This window comes from Spirosoma knui, assembly GCF_054780635.1.
On sequence record NZ_BAAGVY010000010.1, the window covers coordinates 182,828 to 198,963 of the forward strand.

The 16,136-nt window shown below is 52.3% G+C and carries 13 protein-coding genes; 5 read left to right on the top strand and 8 right to left on the bottom strand.

Annotation, left to right across the window (positions count from 1 at the left end):
* Positions 1 to 16 precede the first annotated feature (16 nt).
* Both ACYVIY_RS20210 and ACYVIY_RS20215 read right to left on the bottom strand, forming a co-directional pair.
* Entirely contained in the window at positions 17 to 1,732 is a 1,716-nt protein-coding gene (locus ACYVIY_RS20210; RefSeq protein WP_460978212.1) for a GMC oxidoreductase, read from the bottom strand.
* A 168-nt stretch (positions 1,733 to 1,900) separates the two neighbouring features.
* A complete protein-coding gene (locus ACYVIY_RS20215) occupies positions 1,901 to 3,220 on the bottom strand; it encodes a glycosyltransferase (RefSeq protein WP_460978213.1) in 1,320 nt (439 codons plus the stop codon).
* A 211-nt stretch (positions 3,221 to 3,431) separates the two neighbouring features.
* On the opposite strand from ACYVIY_RS20215, the gene ACYVIY_RS20220 reads away from it, so the two are divergent.
* Positions 3,432 to 3,866, top strand: a complete 435-nt coding sequence (locus ACYVIY_RS20220) for a hypothetical protein (protein WP_460978214.1) — start codon at positions 3,432 to 3,434, stop codon at positions 3,864 to 3,866.
* A gap of 77 nt (positions 3,867 to 3,943) precedes the next feature.
* On the opposite strand, the gene ACYVIY_RS20225 is transcribed toward ACYVIY_RS20220, so the two are convergent.
* The gene (locus ACYVIY_RS20225) at positions 3,944 to 4,354 is read right to left on the bottom strand and encodes a Dabb family protein (protein WP_460978215.1); all 411 of its coding nucleotides are present in this window, start codon (positions 4,352 to 4,354) and stop codon (positions 3,944 to 3,946) included.
* Positions 4,355 to 4,546: 192 nt separating this feature from the next.
* On the opposite strand from ACYVIY_RS20225, the gene ACYVIY_RS20230 reads away from it, so the two are divergent.
* Together ACYVIY_RS20230 and ACYVIY_RS20235 are read left to right on the top strand one after the other, a co-directional pair.
* Entirely contained in the window at positions 4,547 to 5,881 is a 1,335-nt protein-coding gene (locus tag ACYVIY_RS20230; RefSeq protein ID WP_460978216.1) for a GntP family permease, read from the top strand.
* A gap of 124 nt (positions 5,882 to 6,005) precedes the next feature.
* Entirely contained in the window at positions 6,006 to 6,488 is a 483-nt protein-coding gene (locus tag ACYVIY_RS20235) for an ankyrin repeat domain-containing protein (protein WP_460978217.1), read from the top strand.
* Positions 6,489 to 6,679: 191 nt separating this feature from the next.
* On the opposite strand, the gene ACYVIY_RS20240 is transcribed toward ACYVIY_RS20235, so the two are convergent.
* The gene (locus ACYVIY_RS20240) at positions 6,680 to 7,927 is read right to left on the bottom strand and encodes a DUF819 family protein (RefSeq protein ID WP_460978218.1); all 1,248 of its coding nucleotides are present in this window, start codon (positions 7,925 to 7,927) and stop codon (positions 6,680 to 6,682) included.
* Between the two features lie 194 nt (positions 7,928 to 8,121).
* Between ACYVIY_RS20240 and ACYVIY_RS20245 the strand changes: the two genes are divergently transcribed.
* Positions 8,122 to 9,756, top strand: coding sequence for a Na+/H+ antiporter (locus ACYVIY_RS20245; RefSeq protein WP_460978219.1), 1,635 nt, complete (start codon positions 8,122 to 8,124; stop codon positions 9,754 to 9,756).
* A 270-nt stretch (positions 9,757 to 10,026) separates the two neighbouring features.
* Here ACYVIY_RS20245 and ACYVIY_RS20250 read toward each other — a convergent pair whose 3' ends face one another.
* Entirely contained in the window at positions 10,027 to 10,743 is a 717-nt protein-coding gene (locus tag ACYVIY_RS20250) for an SDR family oxidoreductase (RefSeq protein WP_460978220.1), read from the bottom strand.
* A gap of 263 nt (positions 10,744 to 11,006) precedes the next feature.
* Between ACYVIY_RS20250 and ACYVIY_RS20255 the strand changes: the two genes are divergently transcribed.
* Positions 11,007 to 12,230: a heparan-alpha-glucosaminide N-acetyltransferase domain-containing protein gene (locus tag ACYVIY_RS20255; RefSeq protein ID WP_460978221.1), complete on the top strand. Its 1,224-nt coding sequence runs from the start codon at positions 11,007 to 11,009 to the stop codon at positions 12,228 to 12,230.
* A 92-nt stretch (positions 12,231 to 12,322) separates the two neighbouring features.
* Here ACYVIY_RS20255 and ACYVIY_RS20260 read toward each other — a convergent pair whose 3' ends face one another.
* The 3 genes from ACYVIY_RS20260 to ACYVIY_RS20270 all read right to left on the bottom strand — a co-directional run bounded on the left by ACYVIY_RS20260 (position 12,323) and on the right by ACYVIY_RS20270 (position 15,946).
* Entirely contained in the window at positions 12,323 to 13,174 is an 852-nt protein-coding gene (locus ACYVIY_RS20260) for an endonuclease/exonuclease/phosphatase family protein (protein ID WP_460978222.1), read from the bottom strand.
* Positions 13,175 to 13,300: 126 nt separating this feature from the next.
* Positions 13,301 to 13,951 carry a sensor histidine kinase gene (locus ACYVIY_RS20265; RefSeq protein ID WP_460978223.1) on the bottom strand — a complete coding sequence of 217 codons (651 nt, stop codon included), beginning with the start codon at positions 13,949 to 13,951 and terminating at the stop codon, positions 13,301 to 13,303.
* A 15-nt stretch (positions 13,952 to 13,966) separates the two neighbouring features.
* Positions 13,967 to 15,946: a PAS domain-containing protein gene (locus ACYVIY_RS20270; RefSeq protein WP_460978224.1), complete on the bottom strand. Its 1,980-nt coding sequence runs from the start codon at positions 15,944 to 15,946 to the stop codon at positions 13,967 to 13,969.
* Positions 15,947 to 16,136 lie beyond the last annotated feature (190 nt).

Genomic DNA, 16,136 nt, shown 5'->3' on the forward strand with positions numbered 1-16,136 from the left:
GATTCACCTGACAACACTACAGATTTCCCTTCTTCAGTTCCCGAACGGCATAGTCTGCCGCCCGCGCCGAAAGTGCCATGTACGTTAGCGACGGATTCTGGCAAGGTGATGAGGTCATACTTGCTCCATCGGTGCAGAATACATTCTTGACCACATGGTGCTGATTCCACTTGTTGAAGACTGAGCTCTTAGGATCGTGACCCATACGGGCCGTACCCATTTCGTGAATGCTCAAGCCTGGATGCGCCTGGCTATCGAACCCTTCTATATTCGAAAAACCGGCTTTCTCCAGCATTAGAACGGCCTGTTCTTTCGCATCGCTTCGCATCAGCGATTCGTTCTCGCGGTAATGCACATCCATTTTCAACACGGGCTGGCCCCATTTATCTGTAACAGCATCGGTCAGCGTTACCTTGTTGTCGTAGTAAGGCAGACATTCACCAAAAGCGTCGAGGGTGATTTTCCAGTCGCCAAACTGAGTTGCCTGCTCCTTGAAGTCTGCCCCGAAGCCGTCTGTTCCGTAGGCGTGTTCCCAGTTCTGCCGACCCGTATAGACTTCAAACCCGTATCCCCGAATAAACGGCTGCTTATCCTGCCCCACGTTCCGGAATCGGGGAATGTACAGCCCGGCCGGATGCCGGCCGTAGTAGACCTTGTCCAGATCATGTTTATAATCAGCCGTAGCGCCGACGTGGAAGTGATGATCCATCAGGTTATGACCCAACTGCCCACTATCGTCCATCCCGTTCGGAAACCGGTTCGATTTGGAGTTCATCAGGATGAACGTCGAACCCAGCGCCGACGCATTCAGAAAGATGATCTTCGCCTGAAACTCGTGCCATTGGCTGGTCTGCTCGTCAATGACCCGAACGCCTGTAGCCCGCCCTTTCCGCTCATCGTAAATAAGCGAGTTAACAATGGAGTGCGGCCGCACGGTTAATTTACCCGTTCGTCGGGCTGCGGGCAATGTAGCCGACTGCGTACTGAAATAAGCGCCATACGGGCAACCGCGCATGCAGAGATTGCGGAACTGGCATTTGGCGCGGCCCAGCGCCATCTGTTCTTTAGTCGGAGCCGTTAAGTGAGCCGCCCGCGCCGAAATCACTTTTCGGTCGGCATACTGTGCGTTTACGGTTTTCCGAAAATGCTGCTCAACGCAGTTATCGGGTAAAGCCGGTTGAAACTGCCCATCGGGTAAATGCGGCAGCCCGTCGCGGTCACCGGCAATACCGGCGAACTTTTCCACGTAGTCGTACCAGGGCGCTATGTCTTTGTACCGAATGGGCCAGTCGACGGCGATTCCCTCTCTGGCATTGGCCTCAAAGTCGAGGTCGGAGAAGCGAAACGAATACCGGCCCCACATCAGCGACTTTCCGCCTACCTGATAGCCCCGAATCCAGTCGAACGGTTTCTCTTCGACGTACGGGTTTTCCAGATCGTTCACGAAATGGTGGTGCGTAGCTTCGGTGATGGCAAAGCCGGTGCGGTTCTGGACGGGATAGTTTTTTAGCAGATCATCGGGCATCTGCTGGTTGCGATGGGGAAACTCCCAGGGTGCTTTCGTCGCTGTATGGTAGTCAGAGACGTGCTCAATCATCCGCCCCCGCTCCAGCAGTAATACGTTCAATCCCTTTTCACACAGCTCTTTAGCCGACCAGCCTCCGCTGATACCCGATCCGACAACAATGGCATCGTAACGTGTTGGGGGCGGAGTGTGCTGTGCGTCGGTCATTTCGTTTCGAGAGTCAATTGGTTAAAAAGAAACGAATTTAACCGATTCTGAGTGTTTATTCACCTCTTTCCTCTACCTCTGTGAAATGATTTTACCCCTTAAAAATCCACGTTCGCGCCGAAGCAGATTTTTAAAGGGTAAAGGACTGATGGTTAACGGAACAGCGCCTTACGCTACAGCGTCGAGTAGGGCCGTTTTACCTTGCTCCATCAGCAGGTTGTTGATATATTGTTCACACAACTCGTTCGGGTGGTATTCGCTGAACTCCTGGCTAAGCTGGGTTACGTTACGTTTGTACTGATTATGTTTCAGGACCTCTTCAACGGCTTTTCTGATCTGGGCAGGTTTTGGCGTTTCGGTTTTCAGGTTGACTCCCAGCTTGAAATAGCCGATACGGGCCGCAATTTCGTTTTTACCCTCGTGTACGCCCGCCACAACCATCGGCAGTCGGTTCTGAACACTTAACAACACCCCGCCATAGCCGCCGTTGGTTACAAATACGTCGACTTTGGGCATGATCGTGTTAAAGTCGATGAAGTCTTCGATCACTATGTTCGCCTGCGGATAACGAGCCCGGAGAGCTGCGGTGCCCGAACCACCAGTCGTTACGATCACTAACGTATCGGTGTCTTTATACGCTTCAAGCGTCGGTACGAGCAGCTTTTCCGCATCGCGCTCGATGGTGCCCTGCGTAACCAGAATCACTTTTTTGTATTGATTGAGTTTGGCCGGATACGCAAACGTTCGTTTTGCCCCCGAAGCGTACGGCAGTAACGGCCCAACAAAACGCACATTCAAACTCAGGTCGCTCCGTTCGTATTCAAAGCTTGGTGTTCCGCTTTGCAAATACACATCCGGAATACGTACGGCGATGTCGAAAATACTGTCCTGCTGCGGCTCAACCCCAAACTGGCCCACGACTTCATTGTACGTTTGCGTTGGTCCTTTCATAAGCTGGTTGGTAACAAACCGCAGAATGGATTGCTTCAGCCGCCCCAGTACGCTCTTATCCGGGGTTAAGCCCAAACCATTGGGCGGCAGATCGCGGGATGTCTGCGGAATCGGCATGATGCCCATTCCTACTACCGGTACGTTAAACACGTGCTTTACCACTTGCATAGCGCTGAAGCCAACATCGCTGACCATCATATCGAAGGCAAATTCCTTACGGATCGCCGTCAGGTCGGCCATGTAATTGGTAATTGGCAGCACAAATACATGCTTGATGTCAAAGCTGATCTTTCCGATTGCTCCTTTGATGGCAGCCCGTTCCGGAAACAGTTCCTCCAGGTTATCCTGGTTGATGACCTGCGCCTGCTGAAAGCGATACGTAGGAATACCAATTCGTTCGGCTTTGTCAGCATAGTCACCACCCGTGTACCAGCGGACATCGTAGCCTTGTTGTTTCAGGTGAACGGCCAGGCCCGTTAACGGATTGAAATGCCCGTCCATGGGCATGGTAGCGAACAGAATTTTGGGGGTGTTCATGAGTTTAGTTGTTCAAAGAGAAAGATTACGCAACGAAAGTAGCGGACGCGCCTAGGCTCTCTAGTAGCTGTCCCGATGAAGTGCGGCTTCCTGCTCTTGAACCGACAAAAGGAGCCAGTAGAACAACGTAGCGTCAGCCATCGTCGGGCGAGTGTGAGCTGACCGTTCAGGAGCATAAAAAACTTTGAACCAACCGGCTCGTTATGAGGGTATGAAAACACGATATGCCTCCTTCACTCCGTCAAATTCCCAATCGACGTTCAGCCCTGCGTGGGCGATCCGATTCACCATATGTATAGTTTTGATCAGCGTAAGCGCCTGTAGCCGAACCGCCCAAACCGGTCCGCAAAGCAAGCTCCGACTCGAAGTTGGCCAGATAAAAGAAGTGACGCTATCGGCTTCAGGGGACGGATCGACCCAGCTCGTTGGTACATCCGACAATCAGGAAGTGGTCGACGTAACGCGCAAGCAGCCCGGTCCGGAATCCACTGCAACTATCCAGACGGGCGATTCGGGACCCATTGTGTTCCTGATCAAAGGGGTGACCGTGGGAAAAGCCAACGTAACGTTTTCGGAGAAGAAAACTGGCGAAGAAGGCAGCGGTCAGGCAAAAAAAACCTACGTAGTAGAAGTACGTGCCAAATAGAAAGTGGTTGGTATTGGTAAACCAGTTTACCAATACCAACCACTGGCTGTAATCAACGTGAATGCTAGATGAGTTGCTTAGCGCTTGGGACCAATTGAGTCGTAGATAACGACTTTTTCCCACAGCGAGGCATAGTTATTCCGAAACTCGTCGTGGATTGGGTGCTTCTGATAGATCTCTTCATCAGCCGCACTGTCGAAGAAGCACAACCACGAAAATGTATAATTCCGCTCGATAACCGCGCGCGTGGTGCCGGCTGGCTTGCCAATATGCACCAGCTTGATCGTCGGCACTTTAGCCAGTTTGTTCAGCCCTTCCAATAGCTTGGCCTCGTCGGCTTTGTTGCCCGGATTTTTTAAATAGAATAAAACGTGGTGAACGAACAGTTCTTTGGATGCGCCCAGGGGCAGTGTGCCAACTGGCAGGCCAGCACCTAGTCCGGCTGCGACACTACGTTTAACGAACGCCCGGCGTGATTGCTCTTTCATATAGAATTGTGTACAGGTTGCTTAGGGCCACAAAAATGGATGACAGTTGCACACAAAGCAAATTTGGTTGACAATCAACCACGTTTACTCATTCACAATTCACTGTTTCTAACCGACGGCTGGCAGAAAATAACCGGCCTGTAGGTAGCGCTTAGCGGGGTTTGCCTTTACTGAACAATCCCTGCTCCTGCCATGCTTCTTATCGCCACCGTCTTAATTGCCATTCTGTTCATTGTCGTTAGCTCCACCGTTTTCAAGCTGCATCCGTTACTGGCCCTGCTGCTGGCCGCGTTTGGCGTTGGGTTAGCAGCTGGAATGCCTCCGGCTCAGATTGCCGACACGATTGGCAAAGGGTTTGGTGAATTGATGACCAAGATTGGCCTGATGGTTATTCTGGGCTGCATTATCGGTGCTATCCTCGACCGGTCCGGAGCGGCCCTAACCGTTGCGGATACAATCTTACGCGTGTTTGGCAACAAACAGCCCGCGCTGGCCATGTCGGTCATTGGTGCCATTGTCGGCATTCCGGTTTTCTGCGATTCAGGTTACATTATTCTGGCCCGGCTGGCGCAGGTGGTGGCCGAGCGCACAAAAACGGCCGTCGCAACGACTAGTCTGGCGCTGGCGGGTGGTTTGTTTGCGACGCATACCCTGGTTCCACCCACACCCGGCCCGGTTTCGGCCGCGGGTAATCTGGGCATCACAGAGTCGCTGGGGCTGGTGATCGGAATCGGGTTAGTGGTTAGCCTGCCCAACGTCCTGCTGAGCCAGTGGTTCGGTCGCCGTTTCGGAGCGGCCATTGTCGTTCAGCAGGAATCCCACCTCAAACCTGTTCCGAAAATCGAACAGCCGTCAACTGGCCTAGCCTTCAGCCCCATCGCCATCCCAATTCTGCTGATTACGCTAGCGTCTATCGTTAAAACCCTGTTTCCTGAGGCCACTACGGGCGTGGTGGCCGCCTTTATTACGCTCGGTAATCCGCTGGTGGCCCTACTGTTGGCTGTGTTCTGGTCGTATCTGCTGTTTCCGCACAACCGGGCCGAGCAGCTCCTGACCTGCGTTCGGGAAGGTGTAGCGCACTGCGGACCAACGCTGGTTCTGGTTGGAGCCGGTGGCGCGTTTGGCGCGGTGTTAAAAGCAACTCCCCTAACGGCGCTGGTCAGCGGCTGGCTTCAGCAAAGTCAGGTGTCGGGCTTAGGGTTTCTGGTACTCGCATTTGGTATTTCGGCCTTTTTCAAAACAGCGCAGGGATCAACAACGTCGGCGATGGTGCTTACAACCTCCATGCTGGCTCCGCTGCTGACCGCGGTAGGATTCACGCAGCCACTTGACGTTACGTTGGTGGTGATGGCGGTAGGCAGTGGAGCGATGGTCGTCTCCCACAGTAACGACGCGTACTTCTGGGTGGTGTCGCAGTTCAGCGGGATCGCCCCCGCCGATGCTTACCGAAGTCTGACGGTACTGACGGCCCTACAGGGGCTGGTTAGTTTGCTAACGACCCTGCTGCTGTACGTTATATTCGGTTAAAGGCGTCGGGTTTGGGCGGGGTTACCGTTACGTCCGTAAAAAACTGGGTTGGCGGCAAGAAACAATCCACGTTACATTGTTATGGTTGTAGTCACCATTTTTTTTACACAAACAGAACCCGTTCATGTCGTTTTCTTCCACTCAGCCCGAAGACTTATTTTTTGATGCCGCCCGCAAAGGCGATACGGCCTACATTCAGCAACTCATTGACGCCAACATCAACGTAAACATTCAGAACGGCAAAGGCTTCACGCCCTTGATTGTGGCAGCCTACGACGGTCATCTTGAGGCTACGAAAACGCTGCTGGATGCAGGAGCGGATGTCAATGTGCAGGATGTTAGCGGGAATACGGCGCTGATGGGCGTTTGTTTTAAAGGATACGCCGAGATTGCCCGGCTGCTGATCGAACGCGGGGCTGATCTCAACCTCCAGAATGGAAACGGTGGCACGGCCCTCATGTTTGCTACTTTATTCGGCCGCAATCAGCTCGTTAAGATCATGCTCGATGCGGGTGCCGACGTGTCGGTTCGTGATGTCCGGGGCTTAACCGCCCGTGATCTGGCCATACAGCAAGGCAACGAAGAAGCTTTAACCCTGTTCCCTTGAGTTGCTCTAGTCAATTGGCTGCCGCATAGCCCTATAACGACGTACCGCTTCGACTTCGCTCAGAGTGATATTGACTACTAGGTGTCTACTTAAATTATAACTCGGTAAGCTGTCTCACGGAGCAGAGTTGAAACGGTTCGCACGAAGTAGCGAGACGTAGCGCCAGTCTCTTATACATACTTCACACTCCGTTATTCAATCAGTTGCATCAGCCAGCCGCAGGCGATACCCCCGTAAGTTCCCAATACGTGGCTGAGTACGGCCAGTAATACGCCTACGGGAGCAAGTGATGGGTGAAAAACGCTCGCTACGGCCGGAGCCGTTGCCACACCGCCAATGTTGGCCTGACTGCCTACAGCCACGAAAAAATACGGTGCACGTATGGCTCGGGCGGCCACAAACATAATCAAGACGTGAATGAGCATCCAGATGATGGCGACAAACAGCAGGCCGATGTTGCCGCTAAGCGCCGTTACGTCCAGCCGCATCCCGATGGTCATAATCAGGAAGTAAATGAACAAGGTAGCGAAGTCGGTGGTGCCTAGTTTTTCGAAGTTCCGAACGCGGGTAAACGAGAGCAGGATGCCTAAGGTCGTCGATACGAGCACGATCCATAAAAAATTAGACAGAAAGGGTTGTAGCCCGTTAGCCTCCAGGAACGACTGGTAACGCGTCAGAAAAGAAACGATACCAGCGGCTGCAGCATGGGCAACGGCGGCCCCACCAAACCCTAACGCCAGTATGCTCGTAATATCGCTTAACGTAGCTGGTTTGTCGATTTGCTGGTGGTACGCTTTCACGCGCTGCTTTACGTCTTCAATACTGGATGTGTCGGCTTTCAGAAACGAATCAATGCGGGTTGTGAACGCAGCGCCGTAGATCAGACAGGCCGTCCAGGTGTTCGCCACAACGGCATCGATCACCAGCACGATGGTAAACAAAGATTCGCTGCTGCCATAGATCTCTTTCAGGACTAACTGGCTGCTGCTGCCGCCAATCCAACTACCCGACAACGTAACGAGCCCTTTCCAGTACTGCTGGTCAATAGCCTGCTGGTGGAAATTATCGGAACATTGCTCCACCACCCAAAGAGCAATCGGCCCGCCAATAATGACCCCAAACGTACCGGCCAGAAACACAATCAGCGCTTTGGAACCGAGCTTCCAGATGGAACGCAGATCGGCGGTAGAGGTGAGCATGACTAGCGCGGCTGGCAGCAGATACTGCGACGCAACGGTATACAGCTTCGAATCTTCGCCCGATACGAGATTAAAACTGTTCAATAGTGCCGGGAAGATGTAGCACAAAAGCAGGGCCGGTACTACGGTATAAAACTTCTGCCAGAACGGATTTGGCGATTTGGCGGTCTGAAAAATGAGCGCCAGCAAAACCAGTAAAATGCCCAGAATAATGGCGTCATGCGTAATCAGTGGTTCCACAGGTCAGGACGATAAAGGAGACGATACGTTAAGAGCGACTGGCAGTCAACGGCCTCGTTTCCGCCAAGCGCGCGCGCCATTGTCTGGCAAGCTAAACCAAATCGATTAAGTTTTATGAACAGCAGGCTTATTGGGCCGTTATTGATACAGGGATACTCGTTAAGGCTCATCTTGTTCCCTTGTTACGTCTGTGTATGGCAAATCTTGAAACCATCATTTTTATTCTGGCTATATTAATTGGTCTCTCTGCCGTAGCCGATAAAATTAAATTACCCTACCCAATTCTTTTAGTAGGAGCGGGTCTAGTTATTGGGTTTGTTCCGTTCCTGCCCAACCTGGCGCTGGAGCCCGATATTGTGTTCCTGCTCTTCCTGCCCCCACTGTTGTATGATGCAGCCGCCAAAACATCGTGGCAGGAGTTTACTACGTCGATCCGAACCATCAGCACACTGGCCGTTACGCTGGTCTTTTTTACGGCTACGGCGGTGGCTATTGTGGCCCACTATCTGGTTCCGGGCTTTAGCTGGCCACTGGCGTTTGTGCTCGGGGCCATTGTTTCCCCACCCGATGCGGTTGCCGCCACCAGTATCATCAAAGGTTTAGGGCTTAATAAACGCGTCATAGCCATACTAGAGGGTGAAAGTCTGCTCAACGATGCGTCGGCCCTGATCGCCTACCGGTATGCCGTAGCCGCCGTTACAACGGGCAGCTTTGTGCTCTGGAAAGCCGGACTGCAATTTTTGCTCGTTGCCGGGGGTGGCCTGGTTATCGGTATCGTTACGGGTTTGCTCTTTGTGGCGATCTTCCGCCGGATCGACGATACGTTGGTTGAAACCAGCCTGACGTTCCTGGCCCCCTTCGTGGCGTATTTAACCGCCGAACACGTTCACACGTCTGGCGTACTGGCGGTGGTCAGTACGGGACTGGTCATTACGCGGAAGACCCCGGAGGTGCTGTCGTACCAGTCCCGCATTCATACCAGAGCGGTTTGGGATACGTTGATTTTCATCATGAATGGGCTGGTGTTCATCCTGATTGGTTTACAACTGCCAGGAATCGTAGCCGACCTGCACGCCTATACTACGTGGGAGTTAATTTATTACAGCCTGGCTATCAGCGCTATTACAATCATCGTTCGCATCTTATGGGTATTTTTGAGTGCATATTACCCCTCGCTGTTACGGCCAGCGGCCAAGCCTAAAGATGTTTCTCGAGGAGAACCCGATGAAGAAGTCAATTGGAAGAATGTGTTGATTGTGGCCTGGACTGGCACACGCGGGGTCGTGTCGCTGGCTACCGCGCTGGCGCTGCCCTTAACCTTGCCGCAGGGCGGAGTCTTTCCGAACCGACCGTTGATTCTCTTTCTGGCGTTCAGTGTGATTTTCGTGACGCTGGTGTTGCAAGGCTTAAGCTTACCCCTTCTGGTACGTTTGCTGGGTGTAGAGCCCCAGGACAATACGCAGCAAGAAGAGCGTGAACTTCAGTTGAAGCTCGCTAATGAGGTACTTTGCTTTATCGAACAAGACTTCCCTATTGAGCTATCTCCGAATCTGCACCGCATGCTTATCCGGCGTTATGAGCTACTGGTCACCGAATTAACGCGGGCACTGGAGGCTACTCCAGCCATAAAGCCAGTCGCCGAAGAGAGTACGTTTCCGCTTAGCCAGCTCATGGCCGCTCAACTGGCCATCAGTAATTTCCAGCAGGGGTTGATCGTAAAAATGTACCGGGAAGGCGAGTTCAGCGACGAAGCGTTGCGGGCTGCGGAGCAGAGCCTTGATCTGGAAAAAGCCCGGCTAGACGCGTTGCAGCTTATCACCCGCGAATAAGGCGTAGGCTGCGTTAGCACATGTACCGGATCGACAAGTAAGCAAGCTAAAACCTTCTTTTAGAGTTGATTAGCAGTCGCTAACGCCTGGCTACTATTACTCCATAGGCTGTATCCTCACAGCCCGGTCGACCGGATGGTTTGGGCATTGCTGACGCACACGAGGGCTGTGCCCTCACAGCCCTCGGAGGAAATTGCTGACGGAGAGCGTCAGCAACACAAAAAAGGGCCGCGACGACGCGGCCCTAAACCAAGAGGCTAAAAGATACACCTATCTTCCACCAGGTCGGGTTGGACGCACTTCAATTTTGCTGGGCAGCGTCCGCGGATTCATTTTGAGCAGGTCGTACACCATCTCGCCGATGTCCTGCGGCTGAATCTTCCAGGCGTCTTTCTCGCTCGGCTGATTGTCCGCAAACTCGGTGGCAACCGAACCGGGCATAATGGTCGACACTTTAATGCCTTCGCTACGTAGGTCGAGCATGATGGCCTGCGTAAAGCCAACCAGGCCAAACTTACTGGCGTTATAGGCCGAGCCTTTCTCGAAGAAGTTCGTGCCAGCCAGACTGGCGATTGTAATGAAGTAGCCTTGTGTTTGCTTCAACGCATCCAGCGTAGCTTTAGCCGTATTAAACACCCCCGTCAGGTTGATGTCGATGGTTTCGTGCCACTGTTCGGGCGTCATATCCTGAATGGGCGCAAAATGACCAACCCCCGCGTTGGCAATAACGTAATCGAGTCGGCCCCACTTCTGCAGGATAGCATCGACAACCCGCTGCTGCGACGCCAAATCCCGCACATCGGCCGCTACGCCCAGCGCATGATCAGGATTGATTTCATTGAGTTTATTCGCAGCCAACTCGGCTGCCACCGACGAGCGACTGGTAATCGCCACGTTAACCCCTTGTTTGATGAGCACTTCGGCAATGCCGTAACCGATACCTTTTGAGCCGCCTGTAATCAGCGCCGTTCTGATGTGATCTGCCATACGTACGATAACTGAATTGATACACTAATGTCTGTTGAAGACTTCGGCGATAACACGGCGAGGCTACTGAAAGTTTGAAGAGACGGGTCCGACGAGCCCCGTAGGAACCTTTGTTTATACCTTTACAGGCTGTAACTGGGAGTAGACCTGTGCGGTGATCGCGCTTTTAAACGTATCGAACTGTAAGCGTTTACCTGGGCAGCCAGACCCGCAATCAGTCTGTACACCTGTTTGAAAAAACTTTAGAAACGAACTGCTTTAAAATGATCAGCGCAGGAACCCTTGACGCAACCAAAACCACCGGAGAGCTGGCGCTACGACGCGTTTTCTCCATCGATGTCTTTCGGGCATTGACCATGCTGCTGATGATTTTCGTGAATGATCTGTGGACGCTGTCGGGCATTCCGGCCTGGCTCGAACACGCAAAGGCCGATCAGGACTTTCTGGGTTTCTCGGATACGATATTTCCTTGTTTTCTGTTCATCGTGGGCATGTCGATTCCCTTTGCCACTCGTCAACGTATCGCCAAAGGAGAATCGCGAATTCAGATTGCCCGCCACATTGTGGTACGTTCTCTGGCGCTGCTGGTTATGGGCATTTTTACCGTTAACGTTCCTGATCTGAATCAACAAGCCACCGGACTGCGCAGCGAATGGTTTCAGATTCTGATGGTAACGGGTTTCTTTCTAATCTGGAATGTGTACCCTAAACGTACCGATTCAACGAAGTGGATTTTCAGCGGTCTACAGCTTGCGGGGGTGGCACTGTTGCTGTTTTTAGCGATCAAATTCAAAGGCACCGGCTCTGACCATACGGGGCCGATGACGCCCCAGTGGTGGGGCATTCTGGGGCTTATCGGCTGGACGTACCTGGCCTGCGCCCTGATCTATTTATTCACTTACAAACAGCCGGCTCTGTTAGTAGTTTCCTGGGTTTTCTTTACGCTGGTCAGCGTCGCGGGCCATGCGGGTTGGCTGCACGCTATCTGGCCAGACGGTCCCCGCGATTGGATATTGGGGAATGGTGCTTTTCACGCGTTCGCCTTTGCGGGCATACTCGCTACGCTTCTGCTCACTCGCTACAATACCCAAAAATTGCCGGTGGTTTATATCGGCCTCGGCATCCTGCTGATCCTGGCGGGGCTGATCTCTCGAAACTTCTTTATTATCTCTAAAATTCAGGCAACGCCAACCTGGGTGTTTCTATGCTCAGGCATTGCCTTTGTTGTCTACGCTGGTGTTTACTATCTGGTTGACCTTAAGGGGAAAGCAAACTGGTTTAGCCTCATCAGACCGGCGGGTACCAGCACGCTCACTTGCTACCTGATTCCGTACGTCTATTACAGCGTTGCTGATTTATCGGGCGTTTCGCTCCCGCAATCGCTGACGGTTGGAGTTGTAGGCCTGCTTAAGTCGCTCCTGTTCGCCTTCCTGGTTATTGGCATAACGGCCGTTCTGGGCAAGCTGCGAATCAAGCTGAAAATTTAACGTAACAGCCTGGAAACAAAATTACTGCCGGTATTGAGATGTAACCTATTGCATCTCAATACCGGCAGTAATCATTACGTCAGGAAACGCCCCTACTTAATTACCGCCTTCACCACAACCGGCTGATGATCGGATGGATAACGTTGCTCTTTTGAGTCGGTTAGGGCTGCGTATTTTAGGACGTCGATGCCTTTGCTGACGAAGATGTAGTCGATGCGGTTATTCATGGGCGCATCAAACTTGAAACTATTGAATGTGCCCACGGGTCCGTACGGCGGCATGGCGGTAACTTTATAGGCATCGTTCAGAATGGTCTGCATCGTCTGGACCTGCTCGGTTTCCGGTGTAGAATTTAAGTCGCCTACGCAAACGACGGGCGCATTTTTTGCAATCTCTTTGATCTTCTGCACCATCAGCTTGCCCGACTGCCGACGCGCTTCGACGCCCTGGTGGTCGAAATGCACGCTGAAGAAGTAAAATTCTTTATTCGTCGTCCGGTCTTTAAACTTAGCCCACGAACAGATGCGGTTGCAGCAGGTAGCATCCCACCCTTTGCCGGGTTTGTCGGGGGTTTCGCTGAGCCAGAAGTCACCCGACTGTAGTACGGAGAAGCGATCTTTTTTGTAAAAAATGGCCGAGTGTTCACCCGCTTCTTTGCCATCGTCCCGACCTTTTCCGATCCGGGCAAATTCGGTCATCTCGCTCAAATCGTTCAGTTGGCCGATCAAGCCCTCCTGCGTTCCAAAGATGTCAAACTCGTGGTAGCGGATCAGACTCTTTACGTTTTCTTTCCGATTTGGCCAGGCGTTCACGCCATCATTCGGCGTATTATACCGTAAATTGTACGTAGCGATGTTGATGGGCGCAGTTTTCTGGGCAAACGCCTGATAAGCCATTGATACGCTGAAAAGCAGGAGAAATAACGAAATTCGCTTGGTAAGCATGGGATTATTGGGAGGTATGTAGCCTTATGTAAAGGCCGGGATACGGCTGAATTACTTACCAGAATTTCCTAGCTGGGTTTTGCTCTTTCTGCTGAATGAGGCTGGTAATTGGCCGAAATCAATACGTTAGTTGATTGGCAGGAATATTGTAAACCTGGCCCCCTGGCCGGGCTGGCTCTGCGCGGTGATGTACCCCTTATGATTTTCAACAATTTTCTTACAGATCGCCAGCCCCATACCTGTACCGCTATACCTGGAGCGACTGTGTAGCCGCTGGAACATCTGGAAGATTCGATCAACATCGTTCTGGTCGAAGCCGATGCCGTTATCAGCGATCACTAACTCGTGAAACGATAGCTGTTGCCCCGCGATCGGCAGGCCAACGGTCTCACTTCCTTTCGTTTGTTTATAGCCAATGCTAATCGTTGGAAGAACACCCGGTTGTGTGAATTTCAAGGCGTTCGACAAGAGGTTCTGAAACAGTTGACGTAACTGCATGGCATCCCCCGCAATGGTCGGCAGTGGGGTAATAGACAGGCTGGCCTTTTTCTGTTGAATGCTGACCTCCAGATCAGAAAGCACCTCGTCCAGAATTCTGTTTAAGTTTTGGGGCGCAAACGTCCGCTCGGACGTAGCCAGGCGGGAGTAGGCCAGCAAATCCCGGATGAACGTATCCATCCGAGTCGCAGCCGACTGCATCCGTTTGAGTAGATCGGTGCCTTCTTCGCCCAACTTGTCGGCGTAGGTATTCACTAGCATGTCGCCGAACGAGCGCACTTTACGTAACGGTTCCTACAAGTCGTGCGAGGCTACGTAGGCAAACTGCTGCAACTGTTCATTCGATTCGCTTAGCGCGGCATTGTTCTCTTCCAGTTGTCGCTGATACTGCCACAACGCCGTTATATCGGTGGTGATAATGAGCACACCCTGCCGGAAGGGCGAAATGTCATAGTCGTACGAGATACCCTGTTCCGGATAATCGACCTGCTGCCGCACCGAATGCCGCTTGCTGACGACCTCGACCATGGCTTTGAATACGCTACGTTCCTTGCTCTGTGGCAACAGCTGACCAATCGTACTCGTTTTCAGCTCTTCAGCAGTAATGGGTCGGCCGAGCAACTTGGAAAACAGGGATAACGTGATCGGGTTGAACAAGCCAATTCGGAAATCGGCAATTTCCCCCCGCTCGTCAGCAACCGCTTCAAACACGAGAATACTGTTCGGCGAACTGTTCAGAACGCCCGTTATCAGTTCGGTCTGGCGCTCTCCGTTCAACTGTGCGAGTTTAATACCGGTAATATCCAGATACGTAACAATGACTCCGTCTTCAAATGGAGTTACGGAAATGTCATACCAAACGCTGCCCGTATCGTTAGACCACTCGAAACGGTCCGATTGTTTGGTTTGAGCCGTGACCGCGTAGCGCCTGAAAAGGCCGTTGGTTATCTGATGGGGCATTAACGCCGACAACGTTTTGCCTTCAATTGCCTGCGGAGTTTGACGAAGTGTCTGCGCCAGTGTCTGGTTAACCTTCTCGATACTAAAGTCGATAAGCTGCCCCTCCGGATTGTAGATCGATTTCATCCAGCACACGCCCGTCAGCGAGTTGTCGAGAACGGTTTGCAGCAAATGTGCCTGCCGCTGTTCGGCTAGCTGCGCTTCCTTGTGGGCTGTAATGTCCAGTGTCGTCAAAACAAAGCCGTTTCCGTGGGGAACAACCCGGCAATCGAACCAGACGGTGGCTCCGTCATGATCGTAGGCCAACTCAAACTGGTCGCTTTTGCCCGTTTCCGCAACGGCGGCATACCGATCAAATAAGCCGTTGGTCCGCATGGCCGGGTACATCTCCAGAAAGCGCTTACCCACTGTCGATTCAAGCGGCCGGAACGACCGGTACTTTTCCAGTTCATTACCCGTGCTAATCAGAAAATCGACAATCTTACCCGTTTCGTCCCGGATCGATTCGTAGTACCGAACCGCAGCGGGCGAACTTTTCATAACGCTTTCGAGCAGCGATGCGGTCTTCTGCCCCCCGGTAACATCCCGAAAGCAAACCAGCAATCCATCGTTATATTTAACAATAGAAACGTCGATCCAGATGTCCTGAGGAGCCAGATGCAGCAGTTGCTGGTGGGCTTTGCCCGTGGTAACGACCTCAACGTACTGGTGAAACAACGGGTGTTCCTGCGCATACGGATAACGCTCGATAAGAGAACGAGTCAGGATGTCCTCCCGACTTTGATACGTCAGATCAGCGCCAACCCGATTGCAGAAAGTCGCCTGAAAATCCGTAATCTCGTGATGTTCATTACGTATGGCCCGGAATTGAATTAAGCCGGTTGGCATGGCCTCCAGCACCTCTTCCAGCGGATTACCCGGTTCAGCCAAGTGTTTGATTGGCTCAACGGAAAGTACCAGTCTTTGCTCATCGACACAGACGAGCTGGCAATCGTAGACCGGCACCGAGTCAGTCGATAAAAACGGATGAATTAGTTGAAACCGGGATGCAGCTTTGGTACCATGCACCTCCCGGAGCTGCTGAATGAGATATGGCGAATTGAACGGAATCGGTAATTGTTCTACGTAGGCGCCAACCAGCGGAGACGGCCCTCCCTCCACAAACTGTTCGAACGCGGCATTGGCCTGTTTAACCCGAAACGAAGGCATAGGCAACTGAACAGACTCCAGCACCAGCATACCACTCGTTGACAAACTGAGTAACGTTGCAATGAGCGCGCTTTCCTGCGTTTGACTCGGGTTCACAAGGTTCATAGGGTTACTTAACGGACGTCTACCAGAAAATGGTCATTCCAAAACCAACCTCAAAGTAAGTAATTTTCGCTAAGAACTACGCTATCGGCTCATACGTTTTTAGGTACCCCTATAGCACAATTTGATTAACGAACGTTCAACAGAAAACCCCTCACTTGCCAACTTGAAAAAGTTTGACAAACGAGGGGTT